At 37.7% G+C, this 23,881-nt stretch carries 22 protein-coding genes; 16 read left to right on the top strand and 6 right to left on the bottom strand.

All coding sequences use genetic code 11. From position 1 onward, the window contains the following. The first annotated feature begins 5 nt into the window (after nucleotides 1-5). The 4 genes from ACXACJ_RS05595 (at nucleotide 6) to ACXACJ_RS05580 (ending at nucleotide 2,169) form a co-directional block, all read left to right on the top strand. Complete coding sequence (locus tag ACXACJ_RS05595) at nucleotides 6-482, top strand: SRPBCC domain-containing protein (RefSeq protein ID WP_475133291.1); 477 nt, start codon at nucleotides 6-8, stop codon at nucleotides 480-482. A 30-nt stretch (nucleotides 483-512) separates the two neighbouring features. Next, complete coding sequence (locus tag ACXACJ_RS05590; protein ID WP_475133290.1) at nucleotides 513-956, top strand: VOC family protein; 444 nt, start codon at nucleotides 513-515, stop codon at nucleotides 954-956. A gap of 171 nt (nucleotides 957-1,127) precedes the next feature. After that, nucleotides 1,128-1,319, top strand: a complete 192-nt coding sequence (locus tag ACXACJ_RS05585) for a hypothetical protein (RefSeq protein WP_475133289.1) — start codon at nucleotides 1,128-1,130, stop codon at nucleotides 1,317-1,319. Nucleotides 1,320-1,395: 76 nt separating this feature from the next. Then, entirely contained in the window at nucleotides 1,396-2,169 is a 774-nt protein-coding gene (locus ACXACJ_RS05580) for a Tat (twin-arginine translocation) pathway signal sequence containing protein (protein WP_475133288.1), read from the top strand. A gap of 154 nt (nucleotides 2,170-2,323) precedes the next feature. Here the strand turns inward: ACXACJ_RS05580 and ACXACJ_RS05575 are convergent, their stop codons facing one another. Continuing rightward, nucleotides 2,324-5,764, bottom strand: coding sequence for an amidohydrolase family protein (locus ACXACJ_RS05575; RefSeq protein WP_475133287.1), 3,441 nt, complete (start codon nucleotides 5,762-5,764; stop codon nucleotides 2,324-2,326). A 479-nt stretch (nucleotides 5,765-6,243) separates the two neighbouring features. Between ACXACJ_RS05575 and ACXACJ_RS05570 the strand changes: the two genes are divergently transcribed. From ACXACJ_RS05570 to dinD, 8 genes are all read left to right on the top strand, one after another. Then, nucleotides 6,244-7,506, top strand: coding sequence for an AAA family ATPase (locus tag ACXACJ_RS05570; RefSeq protein WP_475133286.1), 1,263 nt, complete (start codon nucleotides 6,244-6,246; stop codon nucleotides 7,504-7,506). Then, complete coding sequence (locus ACXACJ_RS05565; RefSeq protein ID WP_475133285.1) at nucleotides 7,503-7,736, top strand: hypothetical protein; 234 nt, start codon at nucleotides 7,503-7,505, stop codon at nucleotides 7,734-7,736. The genes ACXACJ_RS05570 and ACXACJ_RS05565 overlap by 4 nt, the downstream gene beginning before the upstream one ends. 151 nt (nucleotides 7,737-7,887) lie before the next feature. Beyond that, nucleotides 7,888-8,469 (top strand): DUF3885 domain-containing protein, encoded by a 582-nt coding sequence (locus tag ACXACJ_RS05560; protein ID WP_475133284.1) that lies wholly within the window; start codon nucleotides 7,888-7,890, stop codon nucleotides 8,467-8,469. Between the two features lie 167 nt (nucleotides 8,470-8,636). Further along, a complete protein-coding gene (locus tag ACXACJ_RS05555) occupies nucleotides 8,637-9,110 on the top strand; it encodes a hypothetical protein (protein ID WP_475133283.1) in 474 nt (157 codons plus the stop codon). A gap of 140 nt (nucleotides 9,111-9,250) precedes the next feature. Next, nucleotides 9,251-9,775, top strand: a complete 525-nt coding sequence (locus ACXACJ_RS05550) for a hypothetical protein (RefSeq protein WP_475133282.1) — start codon at nucleotides 9,251-9,253, stop codon at nucleotides 9,773-9,775. A 162-nt stretch (nucleotides 9,776-9,937) separates the two neighbouring features. Further along, the gene (locus ACXACJ_RS05545; RefSeq protein WP_475133281.1) at nucleotides 9,938-10,411 is read left to right on the top strand and encodes a T6SS immunity protein Tdi1 domain-containing protein; all 474 of its coding nucleotides are present in this window, start codon (nucleotides 9,938-9,940) and stop codon (nucleotides 10,409-10,411) included. Between the two features lie 35 nt (nucleotides 10,412-10,446). Further along, complete coding sequence (locus ACXACJ_RS05540; protein WP_475133280.1) at nucleotides 10,447-10,662, top strand: hypothetical protein; 216 nt, start codon at nucleotides 10,447-10,449, stop codon at nucleotides 10,660-10,662. Nucleotides 10,663-10,838: 176 nt separating this feature from the next. Further along, nucleotides 10,839-11,678: a DNA damage-inducible protein D gene (gene dinD, locus ACXACJ_RS05535; RefSeq protein WP_475133279.1), complete on the top strand. Its 840-nt coding sequence runs from the start codon at nucleotides 10,839-10,841 to the stop codon at nucleotides 11,676-11,678. A 165-nt stretch (nucleotides 11,679-11,843) separates the two neighbouring features. Here the strand turns inward: dinD and ACXACJ_RS05530 are convergent, their stop codons facing one another. Both ACXACJ_RS05530 and ACXACJ_RS05525 read right to left on the bottom strand, forming a co-directional pair. Further along, entirely contained in the window at nucleotides 11,844-14,507 is a 2,664-nt protein-coding gene (locus ACXACJ_RS05530; RefSeq protein WP_475133278.1) for an ABC transporter permease, read from the bottom strand. Continuing rightward, nucleotides 14,504-14,833, bottom strand: coding sequence for a PadR family transcriptional regulator (locus tag ACXACJ_RS05525; RefSeq protein ID WP_475133277.1), 330 nt, complete (start codon nucleotides 14,831-14,833; stop codon nucleotides 14,504-14,506). Before ACXACJ_RS05525 ends, ACXACJ_RS05530 begins: the two co-directional genes overlap by 4 nt. A gap of 643 nt (nucleotides 14,834-15,476) precedes the next feature. On the opposite strand from ACXACJ_RS05525, the gene ACXACJ_RS05520 reads away from it, so the two are divergent. From ACXACJ_RS05520 to ACXACJ_RS05510, 3 genes are all read left to right on the top strand, one after another. After that, a complete protein-coding gene (locus tag ACXACJ_RS05520) occupies nucleotides 15,477-17,006 on the top strand; it encodes a reverse transcriptase domain-containing protein (RefSeq protein ID WP_475133276.1) in 1,530 nt (509 codons plus the stop codon). A gap of 1,201 nt (nucleotides 17,007-18,207) precedes the next feature. Then, nucleotides 18,208-18,549 (top strand): hypothetical protein, encoded by a 342-nt coding sequence (locus ACXACJ_RS05515; RefSeq protein ID WP_475133275.1) that lies wholly within the window; start codon nucleotides 18,208-18,210, stop codon nucleotides 18,547-18,549. Between the two features lie 13 nt (nucleotides 18,550-18,562). Further along, the gene (locus tag ACXACJ_RS05510; protein WP_475133274.1) at nucleotides 18,563-18,823 is read left to right on the top strand and encodes a hypothetical protein; all 261 of its coding nucleotides are present in this window, start codon (nucleotides 18,563-18,565) and stop codon (nucleotides 18,821-18,823) included. Nucleotides 18,824-18,933: 110 nt separating this feature from the next. On the opposite strand, the gene ACXACJ_RS05505 is transcribed toward ACXACJ_RS05510, so the two are convergent. Both ACXACJ_RS05505 and ACXACJ_RS05500 read right to left on the bottom strand, forming a co-directional pair. Then, the gene (locus tag ACXACJ_RS05505; protein ID WP_475133273.1) at nucleotides 18,934-20,028 is read right to left on the bottom strand and encodes a 6-bladed beta-propeller; all 1,095 of its coding nucleotides are present in this window, start codon (nucleotides 20,026-20,028) and stop codon (nucleotides 18,934-18,936) included. Nucleotides 20,029-20,040: 12 nt separating this feature from the next. Then, nucleotides 20,041-21,063: a 6-bladed beta-propeller gene (locus ACXACJ_RS05500; protein WP_475133272.1), complete on the bottom strand. Its 1,023-nt coding sequence runs from the start codon at nucleotides 21,061-21,063 to the stop codon at nucleotides 20,041-20,043. A gap of 547 nt (nucleotides 21,064-21,610) precedes the next feature. Here ACXACJ_RS05500 and ACXACJ_RS05495 point away from each other — a divergent pair. Beyond that, entirely contained in the window at nucleotides 21,611-22,651 is a 1,041-nt protein-coding gene (locus tag ACXACJ_RS05495; RefSeq protein WP_475133271.1) for a hypothetical protein, read from the top strand. Nucleotides 22,652-23,038: 387 nt separating this feature from the next. Here the strand turns inward: ACXACJ_RS05495 and ACXACJ_RS05490 are convergent, their stop codons facing one another. After that, nucleotides 23,039-23,800, bottom strand: coding sequence for a GntR family transcriptional regulator (locus tag ACXACJ_RS05490; RefSeq protein ID WP_475133270.1), 762 nt, complete (start codon nucleotides 23,798-23,800; stop codon nucleotides 23,039-23,041). Nucleotides 23,801-23,881 lie beyond the last annotated feature (81 nt).

Below are 23,881 nucleotides of genomic sequence, written 5' to 3'. Positions count from 1 at the left end.
TGAATATGAAAACAATCACAAACAAAGGTTTCACCATTCATGAAAACCAAATTGAATTCACTCGCCTACTCGATGCGCCAAGAAATTTGGTTTGGGAAGTATGGACAAAACCTGAACACATTTCGGCTTGGTGGGGACCCAACGGCTTTAAGGTCACCAACCAATCTATGAAAGTAGAAGCTGGTCAATTCTGGCTTTTTAAAATGGCCGGTATGGGCTTCGATTTTGACGAAAAAATAGAGTACATAGAAGTTATAAAACCAGAACTTCTTGTTTATAAACATTACGGACACAGTCCTGAATACGACTTTACGGTAAATGTTTCTTTTGAAGAAGTGGAAGGGAAAACCATGCTCACCATGACTTCAGTATTCAAATCGAAAGCCATTTTAGATGAGCTCAATGAGAAAGTTCATGCCAGCGAAGGCGGTACTCAAACTCTCAACAAACTGGAAAACTATTTAAAAGACTATCACAATTAACTTCAAAATAACTTCAAAACCTAGATCATTATGGCTCGCGTAAGCACTTATCTCAATTTTCCAAACAACACCGAAGAAGCCTTCAACTTTTACAAAGCAGTATTTAAAAGCGAATTTGGTGGCCAAGGCATTCTTAGAATGGGTAGTGTACCCGCTCAAGAAGGAATGCCTACCCTTTCGGAAGAAGACAAAAACTTAGTAATGCACGTTGAATTACCCATTACTGGAGGTCACGTACTCATGGCAACCGATGCTCCCGAATGTTTGGGTTTTAATGTGAATTTCGGCAACAACATGCATATTAATCTGGAACCTGATACTAGAGCGGAGAGCAAACGTATATTTGATGAACTTTCTGCAGGCGGCAAAATCTCTATGAATTTGCACGACACCTTTTGGGGCGCTTATCATGGCAGTTTCACCGATAAATTCGGTGTGCAATGGATGATTAATTGTAACGAACCAGCTCAGTAAGTATTCGGCAACACCATATCAGCTGCTTCAAAGATCGCTCTGAAATTTTGAAGCAGCTTCACGCTACCTTCAACCCGATGAAAAACCGATCAGCTTATGAATGGTTGATTCGGCTGCTATCCATTCCTACCTTCTTAGCTCAATCATTCTTTTATTCAAAACAAACACAACATGGGTATATTCTGGGATATAATTCAGCAAGGTCAAATTCACGAGCAAAATAACAGGGCCAATTCATTAGAAGGCAGAGTTGCCTATTTAGAATCAGAGTTGAAAAGAACCCAGGAATTACTGGATAGAACCTTAAGAGTTTTGGAAGAAACCGTTGGCAAAGACATCAACGGAGATGGCAGACTGGGCTAATCCACTCAAAACTTAAGTCACTGGTTTTCAAAATACTGACATCAGCTGTTCACCTATTGTTCACCCTACTATTGAGTTGTCGAACCTATTGTTGACCCGCGCTTCTGCTTTTGTTTTCACTATGACGCTTTATTTGCACCGTGAAAAACTCAAAGTAGCGAATTCGGTGAAAAAGCCAATAGAGTCTTCCAGAAAGCATTTTTTCAATCAAATGGCCCCAGTTGAAAGTTCTTCAGCTGGGCTTTCATCGATTCCACACAGTCTATTTGCCGATTCGGGATATATTGTTGGCCCTGAGACATATCGCGAGGCAGAACAATGGTTTAAACAGATCAAGGGGAGCCATCGCGTGGTTATCGATGCTCCTGAACATCACGATGGGTTTCCGTTTATTCATTCTTGGGTGTTTTATAAAACCAATAATGAATCTGGCTCGGCTGATAATGATTTGACAGCCGTGGTTGTTTTGCGCCATGATGCAATCCCATTTGCTTTCAAAAGCTCAATCTGGGAGAAATATAAATTGGGTGAGAATTACAAAATCACCGATTTGCAAACACATCGCCCTTCGCTTCGCAACCTTTACTTCGAACCTCAAAAAGGAGACTTTCCATTAGAAGCGATTCAAGGCATAAAAGAACAGCAAAATCGTGGGGTTCTTTTTTGTGTTTGTGGCTTGGCCTTAAAAGTAGACAGTGCAGGAATTGCACATAAAATGGGGTTAAAAGCCGAAGAAGTAGAAAAGGAATGGCTAGCAAATCTTCTACCTAATATTCAAGTGGTTCCTTCAGGTGTTTGGGCATTGGGGAGGGCTCAAGAAAACCGTTGCGGCTATATTTTCGCAGGTTAAAATTTCATAAGGCAAAACGGTATCAGTTCTGATTATCTCCAAATAACAGCAACTGATGCACAATGCTTACTCATCGAAATCTTTATAAAGAAAAAGCCAGCATCGAAATGAACTGAAGTTTCGATGCTGGCTTTATTATGAAATCGTTAGAGCTTTACTTTTTCAAGCCTGGTAAGTTCATTGGCTTTTCGGTATGCCAATGGAAAGGTCCAGCTTTTTGCTTTCTCGGGTAAACCTCATCAAGCGTGTTTCCATCGTAAAGTCTACCATTTTTCATCACGAATTTGATGGTGTTGGTATTACGAATATTCTCCAATGGGTTTTTATCCAAAATCACTAAATCGGCCAATTTACCAACTTCAATAGAACCTAAATCTTTATCTAAACCGATAGAAGTTGCTCCTAAAATGGTAGCTACTTTCAGGGCATCCAAGTTTTTCATCCCTCCAGAAGCCACTGACCATAATTCCCAGTGATAGCCCAAACCTTGAAGTTGACCGTGGCTACCAATACCCGCTAAGCCACCCGCTTCAACTACGGCTTTTACACCTTCTGCATGCTTCTTAAATACATGCTCCTCGTCCATAAACCACCCTGGTCTTCTTCGTGATTTAGCAGCCAATTCATTGTAAGGCGTGAAATAGCTAAGCTTTTTATCGTGGTATGGATTCTCTCTTGAGTAATAATAATTTTCAGCCCAAGGCCCACCGTAAGAAACCAAAAGCGTTGGCGTATACGCCATTTTTGACTCCGCTATGGTATAAGTTACATCTCTGTAAAGTGGCGCAATTGGTAAGGAATGCTCGTGACCAGGATAACCGTCAATCATGTTGGCCATATTCAATTTAAAGTCCAAACCACCTTCAGTAGTTGGCATAAGTTCCTGCTCTTTAGCCGCTTGAATTACCCATTGGCGCTGCTTTCTATTTCCTACCAAATACATTTTAATGGTTTTGGTATGGAAATATTCAGAATACTGCTTCAATACTTTTCGGGTATGTTCCAAGCTCTTTAGGTTATAAGACCAATAACCCACGCCAGGCCCTGTAGAGTATACCCTTGGGCCAGGAATAGAACCGGTTTCAACCATATCGGCATAAGTAAGCACATCGGTAGTTGCGGTTTGAGGATCGCGAGTTGCCGTTACACCGTAAGCTAAGTTTGCAGCATAAATCCACACTTCATTCTTTTCAAGCCCCCAAGCAGGCCACATGTGCGCGTGTGTATCTACAAAACCCGGAACGATTGTTTTACCTGAGACATCAATGGTTTCGGTTCCTCTTGGCACAGATAAAGTACCTGAAGCTCCTACCGCTTTAATGCGGGCATTCTCAATTAGAATATCACCATTTTCAATCACCTGATCGCCATTCATGGTCACGATTCTAGCGCCTTTCAATAGTGCACGGCCTTGAGGAATATCCTTTTTAACATGCACTTCTATTTTAAACTCATCGGCTTCGAAAACAGCTTCTTCTTTCTTCTCATCCTTTTTTTCTTCAGCTTTTTCTTCCTCTTCTTTCTTATCTTTTTTAGCCTCAGCTTTCTCCTTTTTAGCCGCAGCTACCGAGTTTGCAAAAGCTTCTCCTTTTGCTAAGTCATAGATAAAATGAGCGTTTCCTAAGCTCCAATGCACCTTTTTAGCATCAGCCGACCAATAAGGAAACTCCCCTCCTAGTTCCGTTAGTTTTTTAGCAGGAAATTGAGCCGACTCTGGATTAGCTACCGAAATGGTTGGTGTTTGACCGATTTTCGGAACGGTAACCACATAAATATCATTGTTGATTTGCGCCATGGCTTTATCTCCTTCTGGCGCCATATAGATTAGTGAAGCTCTTGAAGGTGGGTTGTTTTCTCTCCACATTTCAGCCTCGTTGAGAGCCGTATTGTTTACAGCACTTCCCAAATGATCATCTGCTGGATTTGAACCATACACGGTAATACCGGTAATGTTCACCAAATTCTTCTCATCAGTTCCATCCCAACGCACAGAAGTTAAACCTCTTCCGCTGCTCAAATAAATTCGATCATCACTTTTCACGAAGTGTGGATTGCCACGACCATTTGTTTTCATGATAAAGTTGATGTTTCCGCCATCTGCACTAATCCAGCACAAATCTTCGGCAGCTCTAGGTGCGCTTGGACCTTCAGCATCTTTCAAGTTTTGGGCGCTACCTTTGGTGAAAACGATTTTGCCGTTTTTATTCCAAGCCGGAGTCATGTAAATAGCCGATTCTTGAGTCAGTTTTACTGGCTTTGGACGACCCTCTACATTCACTTTATATAAGTGCCCACCATCAGATTCAGACCAAGTTACAAAAGCAAGTGACTTACCGTCTGGAGACCAAGTTGGCATAGCTTCTGTCATGGCAAAATCAGTAACACGCTTTGGACTTCCTGAAGGAATCTCCATAGTATAAAGTCTATTCAAAGCCGTAAAAGCCAATCTTTTTCCATCAGGCGAAGGAACTGCATCTCTGATTTGAGTTACAATCATGTCTTCATCGTCAGAAATAGGATAGTCAAATTTCAATCTTGGGCCCATATCCAAAGCCACATCTACATCCATTGGAATATGAATCGCGCTTCCGCCAGCCACAGGAATTCTCCATAATTTTCCACCGTAAGAAGCCACTAATTCTTTACTATCTGGGGTGAAGGACATGGCGGGTAAAACCCCTAGAGGCGCGATAGATTCTTGCTCATCGCGCTGAACCGGATAGGCCAACCAGCGCTCATCTCCGCTCTTCAAATCACGCAGTACCAAGCCTGTTTCATCTTCATAGCGAGATCCATACACCATATATTTTCCATCGGGCGAAAGCGTTGGTGTGAAAGCCGAGCCGTATCTTGAAGTAACCGTTGAGTTTTCTCCATTTTCTCGATCATAAACAGCCACCTGATATTGAGGGAATTGCGCATTGTAATTCCAAGCTCCATTTCTTCTAGAATAATAGATATAACGGCCATCAGGGCTGAAAGCTGGTTCAACGGTTTTTAAACCAGAAGGCTCCTTAATAAGCTGAAAACCACCACCACCATCTTTGTGGTACATGTAAAGTTTCATATTTCTTCGGCCACGAGAAACCACCAAATACTCACCATCAGGCGACCATTCAGCCGATTGAAAATTCTCATTGTTGCTCTTTGTGATTTGTTTAGTTTCCTTGGAATCGAGTTCCATAGTCCAGATGTTGTCATTTCCGCTTCTATCGGACGTAAAAACAATACTTTTTCCATCGGGGCTGTAGCGCGGATGGGTATCATAAGCCATTCCATCGGTTATTCGGGTGGCTTTTCCTCCACTGAAAGGCATGGTGTAAAGATCGCCCAACATATCGAAAATGATGGTTTTTCCGTCAGGACTAATATCAATGGAAATCCAAGTCCCTTCTTTCGTATTGAATTCCAGGGTTCTTTCAGCCTTCAAAGGAAGGTCTTTATAAGTGGTTTGGCCGGTGGTATCTTGCTCTTCTTCCTGCCAAGGTGCGGCATTTAAAGAAAAAGAACTTGCCCATACCAACATGGCCAAAACGCTACTTTTAACTCCCAAACGGAGTCGGGTTGTGTTGTTGTAGAGTTTTGATTGTTGCATACCGAATAGGTTTTGATTGTAAACTGTTGGGTAAGATAATGATAAAAGAAAGATTAGACAGAAAAACCTACAGGTATGTAATGACTTACTTAAGAACAAAACAAAGTGGAACCTCCTAGAAGAAGAAGCATCTTATTCTCCCCTTCCATTCTAGAAGAAAGCCCGGCAATGAGAAGGATGGCAGAAATGCACATGGCTAAAGATAGGGATTAGCTTGAAAGGTAAATATGTATTATTGGCCACCCTATTGACTGTATAATGAAACTTTTTTACTATCTATATAGAATATAATGATACAAATTTATGTCATTAGCTAACGTTAGCAAGCATTAAAAAAACGACAAGTTAAGTCTGTGTGAAATTTTCACGTGATATTTTCACGCGAAGGTTTTAATCTTTATCTTTGCACAAAAAACAATATGCTTCTAAAGTTCTATTGCTCGAATTTCAAGTCCCTAAAGGATGAAATTGCTTTTAGCATGTTTGCGGGTTCTTACAAAAGACACGAGAACCACCTTATCACATGGAAAGATAAATCAGTATTAAGGAGCAGTGCAATCTATGGTACTAATGGCTCAGGAAAAACTAATATTTTCCTCGCATTACAGTACGTTCATAGATTGGTTACTAAAGGGACTAGGGACATTGACGAGCGTCTAAACGTTCCTGTATTTAAACTATCCGAGTGTAAGCATCTGCCAACCTACTTCGAAATTGATTTTTTGGTTGAGAACAAACGATTTAGCTATACACTTGAAATCAAAGAAAATAAAATCGTTCGGGAAGACTTATTCGAATATGGTAACGAGAATAAAATAATCCTATTCAAAAGGTCACTCAGCGGTAATACCACAAAACTCACAATACTTCCAAATCGGAATAAGTCACCCAAGGAAAAACTTAGAGAAGAAATTTATGCGGAAGAATTAAGAGACAATCAATCTTTCTTTTATGAAGGAATAAATAAGAAAATAAAAGAATTCAACCAACCTCATTCTTGGTTCAAATCCCTACTGCGCTTCATTTCATTTGATGACCATCAGCCAGGGCTAGCTTCTACTTTCCTAGAAGATGATGAGTTTCTAGAAGCATCAAGGAAATTTATAAAAAGAGCAAAAGTTGGAATTACGGACTTCAATTTAGTAGACTACTCTTTGGACGAGTTAAAAAGCCTAGGTTTCGAGCTCCCTTCACGTATAGAAGAGGACTTATTGGAAAGAGATAACATGGAGATTGAGTTCAATTTTGACGGTGATTTGTACAGCTCTTTCAAAAAAGAAGGTGAAGTGAGATTTGTCAAAATTTCCACGATTCATAAGAACCAAAATAATGAAGATGTAGAGTTTAAATTCGCTGAAGAATCTAAAGGAGTACAAAGACTATTTCAACTTCTACCTGCAATTTATAGATCTATTCATAAGGGTGAAGTTTTTATTGTAGATGAAATTGAAACTAGTTTTCACCCTGTTTTAATAAAGGAAATAATTGAATTGTATTTAGACTCTAAACCCCAGAAATCAGGACAACTGATTTTTACTACACATGAGTCACACTTATTAGACCTAGGTCTATTTCGTCAAGATGAAATTTGGTTTTGTGAAAAAGACCAAGAAGGGTCAACGAAACTGTATTCATTAAGTGAATTTAAACCCCGTTTTGATAAGGACATTCGAAAAGGGTATTTAGAAGGACAATTTGGATACATTCCTTTCTTAGGTCATGAAAAACAATTAACACTATGAGTGAAGAAAGAACAGACAAAAGAATCGAAGGAACCAAAAATCCAAAAATCGACTTGCCAAGTTTCGTTTATTCAAACTACAAGGATATTCTTGCTGTAATAATTTTCATTTTCTGTGTTTTAACTCTAACCTTAAGCGAAAATGCTCGAGAAAGTGAAAAACTTTCTACTGTGCTTATCTCGTCAATATCCGCTTCTTTAGGTTTTTTGTTTGGGAAGAATATTGAATAAAAAAAACGCTTGCCAACAATGGGTAAAAAACATAGGGCGGACAGAGGTTTCCGCAAGTATTCGGCTCTTATCCAAGTTCGTTTTGGGCAGACAATCAATCGCTTCGAAAGCCCTACATTTCTTAGCCGTAGCCGTTGTAGCACATTAAAAAATGACCGAAATCGAATTCATAGACTATTGGAATAAGGAATATCCAGAATCGTTTCCAATCAATCACGAATTGAAATGGATATATCCCGACAGATGGATTAGAATTCATAGCTTGCCTGAATCAAAACGATATGCCGAATCTGCGGACGACTACAAAATCATACTTGACCGACAAAACCAACTCATTAATGACCTGATTGGCGAAGAATCAGAAGTAGCAATTTCCTTCGGACTTTACACAAACGACATAACCCTTGACAATTACAATGAACTGACTGACTTTGGAGAATTTCTAAAAGTCTTGACCATTGACTTACACAAGGAAAGGCCTGAAGAATATGAAGATGAAATGTACTTTGATATTTATGTCAAAACGGAAAATTGGAAAAACGGAAACAGAGATGACATTCTCAAAGCAATTGCTGATGATGAAATAAGAGCAATGTTTATCAGTCCTTCAAAGAAATGTGTTATTGCACCTTATGACGGTGGAATTGATGTGATTGTTGACTCGACTGAAAAAAGAGATAGACTTAAGCATAAATACAAGGATTGGCTTTCTGAAAGAGAAGATGGAATGTAGAACAAAAACGTGCTACAACAATCGCTAAAATTCACACGGGGCAACTCGTAAACCGTTACTTACATAGCCGTAGTTTGCTTTTTCACGGTTGGACAGAAACGCACTTCGTAGATCCGTGTTACTTTAACGGAAACGTTGTGCTTCATGCAAAAAAACGAGATAAATTAATGAACGAGTACCAAGGATATTTTGCGGACTGTTATGTCTTAACTGATAAAAGGACTGAATCTTTTATTGAAGAGTTCCTTAACCATTTCGTTCCTGAAAGAAGAGAGTCGGCAGACGAATATGAAATCCCACAGTATGCTTACAATCACATAGAAAAATTCGGAACAGCTCGAGAAGCAGTTAAATATTTGGTCAACAACAAATTGGTGAAACACACTATATATTGGGAAAATCCAATAAAATCTGAATTACGTGGGGCTGAGATTTTCTTCACGGACGATGGATACGTGATTATGGGACTGTACTGTGAAACAAAATACCCTAATATCGACATAGAAGACAAATATTTCAAGGAAATCAAAGAATTCTGTGGAAGTGATGAAGGTTATATTACCTATGAAGACACGCCACCACATAACAGTGAAGAATTTAGAGAAAGATTAAAAAGAACGAAAGCACAACATCGGCTATAGCAAATGCGGGTTGTTGACTGCTTAAAAATGAAGAGATTACAACTAAACAACATTCAATCTGGTGGGTAAAGATTCGGTTTCAAAATCCCGCGCCTGCTCATAGTCAAACCGTTGTGTACAGTTAAAACTAACCTGAACGAATGGGAATATTTGGTAAATTATTTAATAAGAAAAAGGAAGTAATTGACTTTCCACCAAAACCGAAATGGAAACCGAATCTACCAATTGATTTGAACCAAGTTTTGGAAAAAGCCAAATATTACACAGGAGAAAAACTACAAATAGCAGTATTTGAATTTGGAACAATAGTAATTTTCCCTGAAAGAGTTTCGGACATAAACTCATCCGCTTTAAAAACACTTGACCTGATCTTTAATGCTCATCCTGACTTCAATCCTAGAACAACGAATGATGGAAATTATTTGATTGAATATTCTCAACCTGCATTTACAATAGTATTTAAAGAAGAAATTGAAAGACACTGGAATTATATTGAAGAAAATCATCTGGACGGAATTTGTACGGACGAAGTTCTAATTAACTCAATCGGAGAACAAAACGTATTTAACGAAATCGGAAAAATTTGTCTGTTTGGTCGAAGCAAAATGTTTATGGATGCTCAAAACCCGAAAGTAGTTTTGACATTTGACAATATGAAAAAATAACTGTACCCAACAACGGCTATAAGTAATTGCTTGTTCTCGCCTACTTCTAAAAATCCTCGCGGATTTTCAGTTTGATGCGTACCTGCAAAGTTTCGTGCAAACCCACGCAACTGTTCATAGCCAAACCGTTGGCAATTATGCTATTTCGAACAAAATCACAAAATGGAAATAAGTTGGAACGACCTTATTGTTGACATTAGACATATCGAAAGATCAAGATTGATTGAAGATTGGACTTGGTTTCTTCAAGGCGATATGACACCAATTCTCGTCTCCAGCATAGGTGACATGTTCCTCTCTGATAATGATGGAAAAATTCATTGGCTTGATGTCGGAGGAGGAGAGCTTAAATTCGCTGCATCTGATACTGAGGACCTGAAAGTCAAAATGAAAGACGATGAGATTGCAAATGAATGGTTCATGTTTGACTTGGTGGCTGAAATCAAGAAATCAGGACTTGAACTTCAACCGGGAAAACTTTTTGGATACAAAAAACTTCCAATTATCGGAGGAGAGTACAACGCAACGAACTTTGAGCTAACTGACATTGAGGTCCATTTCTCTATAAGTGGACAAATTCATAAACAGATAAAGAACCTTCCCGATGGAACCAAGGTCAATATAAAGCTGAAATAGACAGTTGTCGAATACATTCCCTAGTTTTATCCCCTATGAACCAATTCGTTACCGAATTTCTTGCTCCGCTCAATCATCCTTTTGCGGCTGAGATTGACACACTTCGCCAGATCATTCTGGATTCTCAGGCTGGCATCGAAGAAAACATCAAATGGAATGGACCTAATTATGTATTTCAGATAGACGAAAAAGGGAATGTATTAAGGAATTCAATTGAATTTAGATTAGTAGTCGACAATAGAAATAAATAAAAAACACCTTACAACAACGCATATAGCTTATGGTGGGTGGACGGCTAAAAGCAAGGTTTTCGCTCCATATTGGGCTTTCTTCTTGGCGGACAAGAAAATGCTCCTAAACCGCCACAAGTTATATGCAAACCGTTATAGCGCATTAAAAAAACAACTGAAAAACATAAATTTACACGATGAAATCCGAAATTATAAAATCCTTATCAAACAACTTTGAAGACCATTCTCAAAGCACAGAAAATGGAATTGAATTTTGGTTTGCTCGAGATATTCAACAGCTATTAGGATATACTGAATGGCGAAATTTTCAAAAAGTAATTGTAAAAGCTAAAACTTCTTGTGAAGCTACTGGAAATCACATTTTAGACCATTTTGTTGACGTCAACAAAATGGTAAAGATTGGTTCTGGAACTGAGCGAGAAATAGAAGATATAATGCTTACTAGATATGCCTGTTATTTGCTAGCACAAAATGGCGACCCACGAAAAGAACAAATTGCTTTTGCTCAAAATTATTTCGCTGTTCAAACCAGAAAACTAGAAGTAATTGAAAAAAGAATTAAGGATTGGGAAAGACTTCAAGCTCGTCAAAAACTCACCTTATCTGAAAAGGAATTATCTGAACTTATTTATGAAAAAACAGGGAATGATAGAGATTTCGGTATAATTAGAAGTAAAGGAGATCAAGCATTATTCGGAAAATCTACACAACAAATGAAAGACCAGCTTGGTGTTCCAAAAGGAAGAGCATTAGCAGACTTTTTACCTACCATTACCATTAAAGCAAAAGACTTCGCTACTGAAATAACTGTATTTAACACAAAAGAAAAGGGTTTATCATCGGAAAGACAAATATCAGCAGAACATATTACTAATAACCGAGGAGTAAGAGACATCTTACTAAAAAGAGGAATAAAACCTGAAGAATTACCTGCGGAAGAAGACATTAAAAAACTTGAAAGAAGAGTAAATTCAGAACCTAAAAAACTCGGAAAAAACCCAGACAAATTAAAATAACGCCTCACAACAATGGCTATAAATAATGCGGGCTTTGGTGATTTAAGTAAACTTTTACTCTACTCATCCGCCAAAAACAAGTTTCAACGGTTTATTTATGCCGCTCTAATTTCTTCTCTTTAAATCCCCTGTCCTGCTTTTAGCCTCTTAACCGCATCGGCAAGACTACTCCGACCTTAACACCTTCACCGGATTACTCACTGCGCCCTTCAAAACCTGTGCGCTGACCGTTAGCAAAGCGATAAGCAGCAGAACCACTAAAGGCAGCAGCAGAAAATCCCATTGCATGCCTATGCTAAAGGCAAAGTCGTTTAACCATTGACTGATGCCATACCAGGCCAAAGGCAATGCGATTAATGACGAAACCAAAACCAGCTTCACAAACCGACCTGATAACAGGTACACAATGCTGTTGACCGAGGCTCCCAGTACTTTGCGAACTCCTATTTCCTTCATTTTTAAAGCTGTGGTGAATAAGGCCAAACCCCAAAGTCCAAGACAAGAGATGACAACCGCCAGACTAGCAAATACCGCGAAAATCTTCCCGAATAGTTGATCTGCTTTGTATTGCGTATTGAATGAATCATCCAGGAAGTAGTAATCGAAAGGCTCATTTTCTACCAATTCAGAATAGATTTCTCCGAGTGCATCGATAGATTCAGGAATCATATTAGCAGTCAGATGAATGGATAGGTTATTAGGAACCACCTCATCAGGCATAAACAGGTAAGGCTGAAATTCCGTGCGTAGCGACTCCCAATTATAGTTCTTCAACACCCCAATAACCGTTGCCGTATCGCTTTCCAAAACCAGTTTCTGTCCAATTGCTTCTTCGGCTGTTCCCAAATCATAAGCCGCCAAAGACGATTCATTGATAATGATGGACTGCATACTAGAAGGGATTTCTGGGTTGAAATTGCCTCCTGCAACAAATGGAATTTCATAGGTAGGAATAAAATCTGGGTCGACATACACCACATAACCCAACTTGATATCGGTTTGTGGAGCACCAGACTTTCTCACATCTGCTCCCCAATTGGCACCAGCACCGGGAATAGAACCAGAAGTTGTTATCGCTTCCACTCCAGGCAACTGCTTCGCTTTCTCTTTGAAAACCTTCATTCTTTGCTGAGCAGTTTCCCAATCTAAAGTACCAGGCCCACGGACAATCAGCATTTGATCCATTGCCAGACCCTTGTCCTGCGACTGCATATAGTTGATTTGTCGGTACACGGCAAAGGTCCCGGCCATCAAAACCAAGGAAGCGGCAAACTGAAAAACTACCAGTGCTTTTCGTAAAGAAATACCTTTTCCATCTTGCTGATTGCCTCCCTTTAAAGCCTTCACCGTCTTGAATGAAGACAGTACAAAAGCGGGATAGACACCCGAAGCCAGCGTACCCAAAACAAACAATCCGACCAGAATAAGCCACAATCGATAATCATCTGAAGCGAATTGAAGATCTTTATCTATCATAGCTCCCATCTTTGGTAATAAGACCGAAGTAAGCACAACGGCCAACACAATGGCAATAAAGTTGATCAAGACAAACTCAGTAAAAAACTGCATCATCAATCCACCTCTGGAAACACCAATGGCCTTTTTAATACCCACCTCACGCGCTCTTTCCATCGCTCTGGCAGTGGATAGATTGATATAGTTGATCCAGGCGATAATGAGGATAAAAACTGCAATCACCCCCAAGGAATAGACAGAACTGCAACTCACGGTTTCCACATTCACCAAAACATTGGTCTGGAGGTGAATCTCTTTTAAAGGTTGAAGATGAAAGCGAATTTTCAATCCATAAGTCTGCCACTGTGGATCTAACTGACGCGCACTGAAATCCGCTAGTTTTGCTTCAGCAGCAGCCAAATCAGCTCCCGGATTCAATTGAATATAGCTGTAGAAGTTGTTCATTCCCCAACCATTTTCACGCGTATACTGCTGGGTTTGTAGCAGATTGTACATCGACACCAGCATCTCGAACTTGAAATTCGAATTCTCAGGAACATCTTCCATCACAGCAGTTACGGTGTAATCACCATGCAGCCGACCTCCTGCCAAAGACAGCTGTTCACCTACCGGATTCTTGTCTCCAAAGTATTTTTTGGCGATAGATTCTGTCAATACAATGGAATTCGGTTGATTGAGCGCAGTGGTCAAATCACCAGAAATTCCTTCAAAAGTGAAGACATCGAACAAAGTGGAGTCTGCTGCCAACATCCGATTCTCATGGAAAACCTTCAATTCACCTTCTTTCGGTTTATAGGTAATGGTTGAGTTGATATCATAAGTCCGCACAAAGTTCTTTACCTCGGGCAGTTCATTGAGCAATGCGGGGCCAAGGCCATAAGTGGTCACGGCCACAAGCGGAACATCAGCCGGTTTGTCGCCATTGCGCTCAATGGTTCTGTAAAGCCGATAGATATTGTCCTTATTGGCATGAAACCCATCATAGCTGAGCTCGAAGTTCATATAATGAAGGATAATGAGGCAGGCGCACAGCCCCAATGCCAAGCCTGAAATGTTGATCAGGGAGAAGGAGGCCCTCTTCTTCATATTTCTGAGGGCGAGAATGAGATAACTTTTTAACATAACCATGTTGTTTGATGAGTTTGACCTTTTGGATTGATGGAAAAATTTGATGTATTCCGGACGAAAATGAGCCAGCACACTTCTGACAAATTTCATTCTGGCTTTTGACTCCGATTTTTCAGCCTCCATCTGGAATAATTCCAGCAGATCCCCTTCTATTTCATCGAGGAAATCGGCTCTGCAAAACCACTGCAGAAAGCGAAAGGCATATTTGGGTGGATTCTTTTTCATCCGTTGAATGAAATGCCGGGAATGAGTTTGTACAGGTTGGTTCTGAGGTTGTATTGATCGTCCAGCACCTTTTTGCCTAAGGCTGTAATCACATAGAATTTCTTGCGTCTGCCTCCCCTTTCATCCGTAATGCCACCAAAATGCGATTTTACGTAACCTTTGTCTTCCATGCGTTTGAGCGTAACGTGAACGGAGCTGATGTTAAAACTCTTTTCGGCATGTTGTTCCAGCGCTTCCAGAATGGTGACACCATAGGCTTGATCGTGGAGAGCGGCAACGGTTAGCAGCACCAATTCCTCAAACTCCCCCATCGACTGATTTTTCATATTGATTTACTTAACAAACCTAAATATAATAGATTAGTTTCAGATTTGTTAAGGAAATTATCCAATAATTCATTTTCGACAATAAAAACCTATCACAATACATTCAGAATGGGCAAGTATAAACTCTGAAGGTTAAAATAAATTAGAAATTTAAAGTATCATTTACGTATATCCCTTCTACCGCTCTTAATCATAAGAATAAACCAACCTATACATAGTGAAGCTCCCAGTAAAAAAATTTTGATTTTTTTACGATAATATATTATCCTTAAATAATAATATAAGTAAATTTATGCACCGGGGACAGATGAGATGGTCGAAACGTTACGTTTAGCTACAATGTGCCACGTCTAGGAAATATGCTAGCTGGAAAGGCAAATACCATTTTCCAAATAGTTCGAAAGAATTAATGAGGAAGCTGTTAACAACAGTGTTAAAACTGTTGCTTGCTTGAAGTTGAATCCCTTTAAAAGCAGTGTAAGCATTCTTGTAATGTTTAAAGTTGTTAATATAAAGGTAACAATTTCTATACCTGAATAGAGTAGCGTTGCCCAACTCTGAAAAGAGGGAAAGCTTCGGAGTTTAAACACTCGAGCATGTACGTTTTAAACCTGCTACGTTACCTGTCCCCGTTACATTATCTATGCAGCAAATTGAAGATTGGTTCAAAATAAAAAGATACCCTCACATAGGCATGCCTGTTAGGGCTAAAGATTACTTTAAAGTAAAAAAATACGTTGAGAACCCAGATAAAATAAGAAAACACAGTTTTCTTCCATTTATCCATAGAACTATCTCAACTAGAAAATTCAGAGCTAACAAAGAAAACCTAAATAAAACTCCAAATGGGAAACGTTTTAGGTTCAAAGACACACCTAAAGAAAGACCCATTTTCTACGCCTCTCACATTGATGCGATGATTTTTTCTAAATACAATTCAATTCTAACATTGGCATATGAGAATCTTCTTAAGACCGAACCTTTCAATGAATCAGTAGTCGCATATCGAAAAATCCCCATTGTAAAAGGACAAAAAGGTAATAAGTGCAATATAGATTTTGCAAAGTCCGCATTTGAATTTATCAAAAAAAATGAAGCAAATCAGTTGACGGTTATTGTAGCGGATATAACCTCCTTTTTTGATAATCTCAATCACAATATATTAAAAAAAAAGTGGGCTGAAGTACTAAATACAACATCCCTGCCAGCTGATCACTATAATATTTTCAAAACCCTCACCAGAATCAAATATGTATATTCAGAACAACTATTTGATGCCTGTAATCAAACGATATTAGCAGAAAGGGGAGTTCCAAACTCTTCAACGAAGAAAGAAATAGTAAAAAGAAAAATTAAAGACATCAAATACTTAAAAGAACGTGATGCTGTAAGTTATTGTGAGAAAGAAGATTTTCTTAGAAATCACCTGAACCTTATAATTTCAAAAAACAACAATAAAGGAATACCACAAGGAAGCCCAATAAGTGCAACACTAGCAAATATTTATCTTCTTGACTTCGATAGAGAAATACACAGTGAGATTGAAAAAATTGAAGGATTCTATCAGAGATATAGTGATGATTTAATTATCATTTGTAAAAGAAATCATGAAGAATCAATCATTAAAATTCTTAAAAATCTGATAGAAGGTGAAAAAGTAAAACTTTCCATTCAGCCAAGAAAGACAAAGCTATATCACTTCGAAAAAATCGATCAAAAACTTCAGTCTATGGGTGTAGATATAGAAACGGGAGAAATATACAATAATAGAGCGCTTGAATATCTAGGGTTTTCGTATGATGGTCAACGTGTGTTGATCAAAACTTCTGGGTTTTCAAAATTTTACAGATCGATGAAAGGTTCCTTTAACAGAGCTATTGCCTATGCATTGTACAGTAAAAACCCTGATAAACGTCTTTTTAAATCTAGATTATATAAACGTTTTACTTATAAGGGAAGAGAAAGAAGACTGATTTATCGGCAATCAAAACATAACCCTGAAACTTATCATCGCACTAAAAAATATGATTGGGGTAATTACATGAGCTATGTCTACAAGGCTAATGATAGTATGAAGACTATCAACCAAAATGATGAAATCAAAAAACAAAGCCGTAGAATCTGGAAACAATTCCACAAACTCATGAAATTTCATGAAAGGAAATTAAAATGAGTTTCAGTTCGATCTCGCTTCTATATAGCCTGTAACTTAGAAATCCTGTTCTACTGTGAGTTTAGCGTCTTGTTAAAACCTTACCCAAAATCCCCCCTACCTCTAGTCATGTCGAGGCATGAGACATCTTATCCATAAGCACAGAAAATCTTTATAACCGAACAAGATTCCTCATGCTTCGGAATGACGGTTTATATAAGCGAACAACTGTCTAAAATACTGAAGTATTGGGCATATAAACTACCCTCTATAATCCCCGTAACTACCTAAAACCTTACTCCAGTTAGTCAAACCTACTCTGCCCTTTGTCATGTCGAGGCACGAGACATCTTATCCATAAACTCAGAAAATCTTTATAACCGAAGAGGGCTTCTTATGCTTCGGAATGACGGTTGATATAAGCGAACAACTGTCCAAAATACTGAACTATTGAAAACATAAACTGCCAACTCTAATCCCCGCACCTACCTAAAATCTTACTCCAGTTAGTCAAACCTCCTCTACCCTTTGTCATATCGAGGCACGAGACATCTTATCCATAAGCACAGAAAATCTTTATAACCGAAGAAGATTCCTCATACTTCGGAATGACGGTTTATTTAAACAGTCTGGCATTAGCGAGACACTAAGATTAGGTGAAATTTCTGAAACACTTATGTTTGAGAAGAAATCAGGAGGAAAAAAAGGACATCTTTATGATATTAGCTAATGTTAGATTACAACTATGTAAGTCAAATAAGTCAAAATGAAATACATAAATATTACCTCAGGTTATCGTTGTTAAACTTGATTCTTGTGCTGACTTTTCTATTTATTTTAACTGAGGAACCCATTTCCGAACGAATAGAAACTGCTGTATCCGTCTACATAGATTTTCACTTATCATATCAAATAATTAGTCGATTTTATATTTGGGCCTATGAAGCGTTTGTTGACGAAGAGGCCAGGAAAAATTATATGATCAAATTCTTCATTGTCTTCTCTTTTGCTATTATTATTCTTCCTTTTTGTACGGCAGCATTAATTTTTTATTCTGCTTTTTTCGAACAGACATATCATTATCTCTTTAATCTTATTTTCCTTTCGGGAATTGTCCTTGGTGGTTTATCAATGAAATCTAAGTTTAAAGCTAAGCTTATACCAACCTAAGTAGTTCTTTTGTCTAGGCGTCTCGCTAAGACCATAACAATCAGCATTAACCATGACTAGAATCACTTCCACAATAGTTATATCCCTATTATTTCTTTTAAACAGCTGCACAGACATACGTTTTGATTCTGATGAATGGAAAAATTGGAAAGAAAATGAATCAAATATGCACATGAGATGGGATATGACCGATGACCTAATCAAGAATTACCATTTAGTTGGTAAAACCCACCAAGAAATTGAAGAACTCTTAGAAAAACCTAGTAATGGGTCAAGTTCAAAGGACTCATTCTACTACAGTCTGGGTCCATGTAGAAGAGGAATTGATTATGGTAGTTTACATTTAAGATTCAAAAATGGTCAAGTTGACCAAGTCAAGAAGTACTGCAACTAAGACTGATTATTGTTTGAACTACCGCCCCACCATATTAAATATCTCGACCGGAATTTCCATAGTGTGGATTTTGGTGTACACAACCCTGAATTTCAAAGTTTTGTCGGCAAATGAAGGATGGGGAATCGTTGCAATGATTGGCCTTTTGGGAGTTTCAATCATAGCAGGATTTACGGATTTAGTCCTTCAAAAATTCATAAAGGATAAAAGAGCACTAAATGTAACAGGATTGATCGTGGTAATGGGATTAGGGGTTTTGGTTCTCATCGGATAATAATTCTGATTCTAAAACCTTACTCCAGTTAATCAAATCTCCTCCTCTATCCTTTGTCATGTCGAGGTACGAGACATCTTATCCATAACACAGAAAATCATGAGGCGATATCAAAAAGAATCTGTTTTCAGTTTTACGATAAATACAAATGGGTTCTCTTCTCCCGTAACCCCATCCACTTTATCAACAAGCTCCATCCCTTCCTTTATAAAATAAAACTCCTCATTATTTAAATCCCAAGGCATAAGTTTTGCTGAACCTGTATTCCAAAAATCATCTTGAAAGTATTCCTTTCCAATATAAGTTCTATTGGTAGACAATTGTACAATAGACATACCTGAATACTTTTCTATGTTAAAATCGATAATAAGATGATTTTCAGTTCTGAGCATACTTTTTACAAAAAGGTGCTCTTTTAATCGATCTTCTATGCCAAAATTGAGTTTTAATGATGCCAATCTCTTTTTGTCTTTAATCTGAAATAAAGTGTCTCTTACAAATGGTTCTTTCATGATTTCAGGGGCATAGACATATAACTTATCCTTTACTTCAGAAAGAAGTTGATCACCTTTCCCATTCGACAGGGTAGCAGTGCCCTTATCCATTTTAACGGATTTAATTAGTATGGTATCACTGAGCAAAAAATCTTGATCAAATTTGACTAAATATGAATCATTAAGCCATTTGGTTTTATCAGCAGTTGGCATTCCATAAGTAGTGAAAACACCATGTAAAACCCCATTAATCATCTTCAAGGCATTTAAACCATTGATTTTTGATTCTTTGATAAACGTGCCTTCAAGATCAAAACATATTATTTTTCTACTTATGCCCGAGGCTAAATAAATATGATTCCTTTTCCTATCTAAGGCAATATCTGTAATGTTCAAATATTCGCCTGGCCCCTGGCCCTTGCTACCAATCTGCTTAATAAATTTTCCATCCTTAGAAAACTTGAAAACCGCGTTAATATCTGCAATGAAAATTGATTGTTCGTTATGCTCAATATCTTGTATTCGGTTAAGCATATTGCTATCCAGCGTTTCAAGGGCAATAGAATCTACTCTTATTGCTACAGAGGAAAGCTTAATTTCTTTTGCCGTTTTTACAGGCACATCAATCAAGGTAAGATTACCATCTTTTTCAGCATCGGAACAGCTCAAAAGAAAGCTGAATAATATATTAGCAACTATGAAATAGCGCATAGAATTAATGATTTATTTGAGTGTAGCAATTATCAAAACCTTAAATCTTGATGGATAATCGCTTTTAATTCTTTCAATGTTTGAGACATCTTTAAGGAAAAAAATTTTATTCTCAACATCGCCATAGATTGGCCTAGATTGGTAAAGTTTGATAAACCCATTATTGCCAAGGTCATCAATAATTCCTGCGTCAAATTCGTCTAAAATAAACAAAGATTCACCCGATTTTAAATTCGTAAACTTGATAATATTTTGTCTCGCTCTTTGATTTCTTGCAGAAAATATGAGCCAATCCTCAATAATTTTGGTAGTCCCCCTTACGGTATATCTTTTGTCTATTTCCAATTGATACTTAACCTCAATGTGGTCATCCTCAATCAAAAGGAAGTTGTGGTCAATATAATTCCATAACAGCAAATCTGATCCTTGTTTAGAAAAATGCATGACTTTACCTACACCAAGATCAGTATAGTCTTTAAATTTCCTTAATGTTTTAATCTTAATACCAGATTCATCACTTTGTATAAGGCTGTATTCAACAGGTTCTCCTAAAGCACTATTGTTAATTTCAACACCATAGTGCATTTCATTATGGACTATCTGATCTTTTTCAATGGCTTTGATTCTCCTAAGCAGGTTGCCTTGAAAATTATACTGAGAGATTGTTTCACCATTATTAATACCTATGATTTCATTTTTCTTATCAAAAAACAGTGAGTTCAATCCTTTAATTTTTTCTCCCACTTGTCGAATGAATTTTCCATTTCTTTGAAACTGTAGAATAGTGGAATTACCTACCACATTGTTGCTAGTGAAATTCAGGGCAAAAATATAATCTTCATTTAGTGCTAAATCAAACAATGATCCGTCTTCCATTTCTGCCGGAATTTCTAAAACGATAGATTCCGAATTAGTCGCAACCTTAGAAAGATTGAATGTCTCTAGTTCACTAGCTTCTACCTTTATTGTATCTTGAAAACCTTGAAGCGAATAATTAACAAACAAGAATCCTATGATTCCATAAAAAATCTTCATATTCCTAAATTCATTTTTTTATCAATCTTAATTTAGGCATGTTATCTAACATTGAAAATAACTATAAATTATTAAAAATTTAACTAGTTAATTCCTGCTAGATTAGACGATTTTTAATATCAATTCCATCGCATCGCGGATGATCCTTACCATAACCCTCTAAGACCACTACAGAGCAAGTTCGAGGCACGAGACATCTTATCCATAAGCACAGAAAATCTTTATAACCGAAGAAGACTTTTTATGCTTCGGAATGACGGTTTGTACAAGCGAGCTACTGTCCAAACCGCAAATTTTAAAATTGTCTCCATTTGGAAAGTCTTCAAGAAAAGACGGAAAACGTCTAATGATTACCAATAATTTGAACAGATTTTCAGCATCAATAATCAATTGAATATTTATAAAAATAGATCTACTTAAAAAATAATTACAACTATAGCACATGTTTAGGCTAAAGTAACACTAACCATTATCGATTTATTCATCTATATTAAAACCACTAACATTACCATTCCTTCATCAGGAAGTATAACTCAATTAATAATAGATGAATAAGACTACATTTATACTCTTGCTTATCACTCACACAGTTTATTCTCAAAATTTCGCTTCAAAAACCTTTAGCAAAAGAATAGAGAAATATGACCTCAAGTGGAATTTTGAAAGAAAATACCAAACAGACCTAGCCCCTCTTGACTCATTCGAAATTAAACCGGGCATATACCTAGAGATGGCTTTATCAGATAATGAATTATGGTTCAAAGACTGGCATAACATGAATTTTCTAGTCCACGATCTCGAAAGTAAAGAAGAAACATCTATTGGAACTTCTGGAGGCGGACCCTTTGATGAAAATGGTCAAATCATGTTTTACACGTTAAGTGATTCAAACGTTCATCTATATGACTTTGACAAAAGATCATTCAAGCAATTCAATCGAACAACATTTGATTTAGTCAGTAACCATCAAATTAAAGATTTTGCCATTTATAGAGGAGCACATCTAGACAAAAGCAAGTATTTAATTAGATATGACAACAGTGCACAAGATAGATCGTTTTCATTTGCCACATATGATGTTGAAAAGAAAAGCTTTATAAAGGAATATTCTATTGCCAATCTACTTGGAATCGAAGAAGCTCCTGATTTAGAAATGGCACTAAGTGGTCGGTTTGTCCCTTCTCAGGACAACAATTACATTGTTTACTTTTGCCACTATGGGGGAAGATTCTTCACTTTTAAAGGTAACGGAGAACTTCTTTATACTTCAAAAACCTTAGATGAAACCCCTCTACCAAAAGTAGAAAAACGCAAGTTTGGAAACAGTGGCTACGCTCCAAGACCTAGCTTAGGAGTCGATTTCTTCTTAGATGCAGCAGTTAACAACAAGTACATAATGCTACTCAACATATTAGAACAAGAAGACGGTCACGCAATCGACTTCTACAATCTTAAAGATGGTTCTTACTCTCACTCCTTTCAAATTGAAAATTATCAAGAGCAGAGAGCAACGCTCATAAGTGCCAGCGACAACGATTTATATGTGATGTTTGAGGAAAACAGTGTCAAAAAGTATCCAATTAATTAAAAAACAAGTCAATTGTTGATCTCGGTGATCTCCTATCATGTCGAGGCACGAGACATATTATCCATAAGCACAGAAAACCTTTATAACAGAAGAAGATTCCTTATGCTTCGGAATGGCGGTTTATATAAGCGAGCTATTGTCCAAAATACTCAACTATTGAACAAATAAACTGTCACCTATAATCCCCGCACCTCACTAAAATCTTACTCCAGTTAACCAAACCTTCTCTGCCCTTTGTCATGTCGAGGTACGAGACATCTTATCCATAAGCACAGAAAATCTTTATAACCGAAGAAGATTCCTTATGCTTCGGAATGGCGGTTTTCGGAAACAATCAACTTGCCAAGAAATGGACATCAACCAAGGCTTTTCCTTTCTGGCTTAATATTATCTTTTGATATCTATTTCATAAGTGAAGCTATCTCCACGATAGTAACCTACATTGTATTCTATCGGGCGATTTCCTGGATCACAAACCAAACGCTGACGATATAAAATCGGAGCACCAACCTTGGTTTCGAGTTTTTCTGCCAAAGTTTTATCCGCTGAAATGGCATTGATACGCTCTTTGGATATGGCTACAATGGTGGAATAATCCTTCTCCAAAATTTCATACAGATGGCGCTGAAAATCTTCGTTGCCCGTTAAACCAACTCTTGGGTGAAAGTAAGAAACGAAATAAACGAAAGGCCCTTTGGTAACTCCTCTCAGCCTTTCGAGTTTTAAAACTTCCCGGCCTTCTTCCAATTGAAGCAATTCAGCCACATGTTTATCGAGCTTACACCAAGAAACCTTAATATCATAATTGATAAACTTCACCCCTTTATTTTCCATTTCCTCACTGAAACTGAGCCAACTGCTCAATTTGGTGCTTACGGGGTTGTTTACCGCTCTTGTCCCCACTCCTTTTTTTCGAACCAAAAGGTTTTCGTGTTCCAATTTGTTGGTGGCTTGGCGAATGGTATTTCGGGAAATGCCTAAAGTTTTGGCCAAGTCAACTTCCTTAGGAAGCAGCTTTCCGTTTTGGTACTGCGGATCCTGAATCAACTTACGCAATAGCTCCTCCACCTGAATATAAAGCGGTATTGGACTATCGTGATCTATCTTGATTTCAATGGGTTGCGGATTCTCAGTAAGGTCTTTAGACATATGGAATATTAAGGTAAGTTCAAATTTAAGGTATAAATCAAAATTATGTTCAAATGTACCTATATACAAAGCAATGAAGAA

The sequence above is a fragment of the Roseivirga sp. AWQ4_251 genome, assembly GCF_056158225.1.
This window is presented reverse-complemented; position numbering and strand designations above follow the sequence as displayed.

What these genes read in the sequence shown, in the direction of transcription:
- ACXACJ_RS05595 (WP_475133291.1), top strand. Translation starts at nt 6, where the DNA reads ATGAAAACAATCACAAACAAAGGTTTCACCATTCATGAAAACCAAATT.
- ACXACJ_RS05590 (WP_475133290.1), top strand. Translation starts at nt 513, where the DNA reads ATGGCTCGCGTAAGCACTTATCTCAATTTTCCAAACAACACCGAAGAA.
- ACXACJ_RS05585 (WP_475133289.1), top strand. Translation starts at nt 1,128, where the DNA reads ATGGGTATATTCTGGGATATAATTCAGCAAGGTCAAATTCACGAGCAA.
- ACXACJ_RS05575 (WP_475133287.1), bottom strand. Translation starts at nt 5,764, where the DNA reads ATGCAACAATCAAAACTCTACAACAACACAACCCGACTCCGTTTGGGA.
- ACXACJ_RS05570 (WP_475133286.1), top strand. Translation starts at nt 6,244, where the DNA reads ATGTTTGCGGGTTCTTACAAAAGACACGAGAACCACCTTATCACATGG.
- ACXACJ_RS05565 (WP_475133285.1), top strand. Translation starts at nt 7,503, where the DNA reads ATGAGTGAAGAAAGAACAGACAAAAGAATCGAAGGAACCAAAAATCCA.
- ACXACJ_RS05560 (WP_475133284.1), top strand. Translation starts at nt 7,888, where the DNA reads ATGACCGAAATCGAATTCATAGACTATTGGAATAAGGAATATCCAGAA.
- ACXACJ_RS05555 (WP_475133283.1), top strand. Translation starts at nt 8,637, where the DNA reads ATGAACGAGTACCAAGGATATTTTGCGGACTGTTATGTCTTAACTGAT.
- ACXACJ_RS05550 (WP_475133282.1), top strand. Translation starts at nt 9,251, where the DNA reads ATGGGAATATTTGGTAAATTATTTAATAAGAAAAAGGAAGTAATTGAC.
- ACXACJ_RS05545 (WP_475133281.1), top strand. Translation starts at nt 9,938, where the DNA reads ATGGAAATAAGTTGGAACGACCTTATTGTTGACATTAGACATATCGAA.
- ACXACJ_RS05540 (WP_475133280.1), top strand. Translation starts at nt 10,447, where the DNA reads ATGAACCAATTCGTTACCGAATTTCTTGCTCCGCTCAATCATCCTTTT.
- dinD (WP_475133279.1), top strand. Translation starts at nt 10,839, where the DNA reads ATGAAATCCGAAATTATAAAATCCTTATCAAACAACTTTGAAGACCAT.
- ACXACJ_RS05530 (WP_475133278.1), bottom strand. Translation starts at nt 14,507, where the DNA reads ATGAAAAAGAATCCACCCAAATATGCCTTTCGCTTTCTGCAGTGGTTT.
- ACXACJ_RS05525 (WP_475133277.1), bottom strand. Translation starts at nt 14,833, where the DNA reads ATGAAAAATCAGTCGATGGGGGAGTTTGAGGAATTGGTGCTGCTAACC.
- ACXACJ_RS05520 (WP_475133276.1), top strand. Translation starts at nt 15,477, where the DNA reads ATGCAGCAAATTGAAGATTGGTTCAAAATAAAAAGATACCCTCACATA.
- ACXACJ_RS05515 (WP_475133275.1), top strand. Translation starts at nt 18,208, where the DNA reads ATGACTAGAATCACTTCCACAATAGTTATATCCCTATTATTTCTTTTA.
- ACXACJ_RS05505 (WP_475133273.1), bottom strand. Translation starts at nt 20,028, where the DNA reads ATGCGCTATTTCATAGTTGCTAATATATTATTCAGCTTTCTTTTGAGC.
- ACXACJ_RS05500 (WP_475133272.1), bottom strand. Translation starts at nt 21,063, where the DNA reads ATGAAGATTTTTTATGGAATCATAGGATTCTTGTTTGTTAATTATTCG.
- ACXACJ_RS05495 (WP_475133271.1), top strand. Translation starts at nt 21,611, where the DNA reads ATGAATAAGACTACATTTATACTCTTGCTTATCACTCACACAGTTTAT.
- ACXACJ_RS05490 (WP_475133270.1), bottom strand. Translation starts at nt 23,800, where the DNA reads ATGTCTAAAGACCTTACTGAGAATCCGCAACCCATTGAAATCAAGATA.